The following is a 1,630-nucleotide window of genomic DNA, read 5'->3' on the forward strand; positions in this document are numbered from 1 at the left end:
CTCTACGAAACTCTTCCGTATACGCCTGAGCTCTCTTCTTACCCATGGTGCACCTCCGTGTTAGGCCGAAACCTAACTATACAAGGTGTCTACTAAACGTGGGTAAGTCTTAAACATAACGCCGCGCTCAGCCGCAGCTTACTTTGTGCGCATTTTGCGCGAAAATGGGAGCGACAGCGACCGCGCAAAAGGTGCACAAAGTAAGCTGTCGGCCTGCAGCGCTTTGTTATGGCCTGCTCTGCCGCTGTGGTACAGAGTAAGCGACTCCCCGACATTCTAAGTATTGAGTACAAGCGCCATTTGCTGCTGTGCCGCAGGCCTCTACGACGACTCCGTTACCACCTAAACTGTGAGTTCGAACTTTTAGATCATTCACTACAGCACGCTTGCTCGGCTTTGGTTCATCTATCCGTTCTTGGCAGTAAGAAGCCTCAACAATGCCTAGGGTAATGGCATCGTACTTCGAGATTTCAACCGGCGAATATTCTTCTACGATTACCGTTTTTACTCTATTTTTGGCGTATGGCCCTAGATTGGTATTAAAGGTCATACCACTGCATGCAGATACGAGTACGGTGAAAATTATTATAAATATCTTCATGGTTGTTTCCTGCCATAACGCTTCAGGCTGCGGCACGCGTTAGCGTGTCCGTAGCCCTGACTTGTTACGTGATTGAACTTACCCGCCATTTTTTTTCTCTTTTTCTGCTTTTCGATCTTTCTCATAGTCTTCGTAAGGCGTGCTCAGTTGCTTCATACATTCTTCGTATCTTGTATCTGGGTATTTCTGACACTCAACTTTTTGACTATCCTGGACCACGGTGTAGATCTGCTTATTGCTGCAACTCATCAATGGTGCGATAAGCATGATCCCGACCATTACTCTCTTGATCATAGCGCGCCGACGGACCATTTCACGTAACGCCGCGCTCAGCCGCGGACAATTTTGGGCGCTTTATGCGCGACAATGGGAGCGCAGCGACCGCGCATAAAGTGCACAAAGTTGGCCGTCGGCCTGCAGCGCTTTGTTATGCGGAGCGAAACCGCGAGCCACGTCAGTACTGAGTAGTACTCTCTAAAATTTTCCATTGCGCACCTAAATCCTTATGCCATTCAGTTTTACTTAGAAAATGTTCAATGTCAGCTCTACTTGGTTTCTCTTTGTAGTCATTGAAACCAAGAAGAAAAAAGTGGCTACGCCAGACAACTTTCCAGTTCTTTCTATGAGTATTATCGACTTCTGGATGGCGAAAGACATGCGCCAAACGCCACAGATCATTTGATTTATACATTATGATGGCTGACTCCACATAGAGTGGCCTGTCATCAACCTTTCTTTTAGCAGCGACCAACATACCATCTTGAGAAGCCTCATCGAAAGCCTCTGAAATTATTTGGGAAATATTCCAATCACTGCTTTCCTCTCGCTCAATATACTTGCCACTTAAAGAGCAACCTCCTAAAAGAGAAAATAAAAGCAAAAATCGAATGATAATCTTCATTACGCTGGTCTTACCCACGATAAGTAGACACCCTAACTACGCGCATTTGCGCTCAAATTCCGCTGGGCTGAGATGCCCTATAGCGGAGTGCCTACGTACTCGGTTATAGAACACTTCGATGTACTCAA

The 1,630-nt window shown here is 46.3% G+C and carries 3 protein-coding genes; all 3 read right to left on the reverse strand.

The window, feature by feature from the left end; translation table 11 throughout:
* Positions 1-226 precede the first annotated feature (226 nt).
* Complete coding sequence (locus M0G74_RS18145; RefSeq protein ID WP_248220202.1) at positions 227-601, reverse strand: hypothetical protein; 375 nt, start codon at positions 599-601, stop codon at positions 227-229.
* 454 nt (positions 602-1,055) lie between these two features.
* A complete protein-coding gene (locus tag M0G74_RS18150) occupies positions 1,056-1,502 on the reverse strand; it encodes a hypothetical protein (protein ID WP_248220205.1) in 447 nt (148 codons plus the stop codon).
* A 36-nt stretch (positions 1,503-1,538) separates the two neighbouring features.
* The coding region (locus M0G74_RS18155; protein ID WP_248216187.1) for an IS3 family transposase at positions 1,539-1,630 on the reverse strand (92 nt) is incomplete at its 5' end.

Source organism: Microbulbifer sp. CAU 1566 (assembly GCF_023156515.1).
Classification (GTDB): Bacteria; Pseudomonadota; Gammaproteobacteria; order Pseudomonadales; family Cellvibrionaceae; genus Microbulbifer.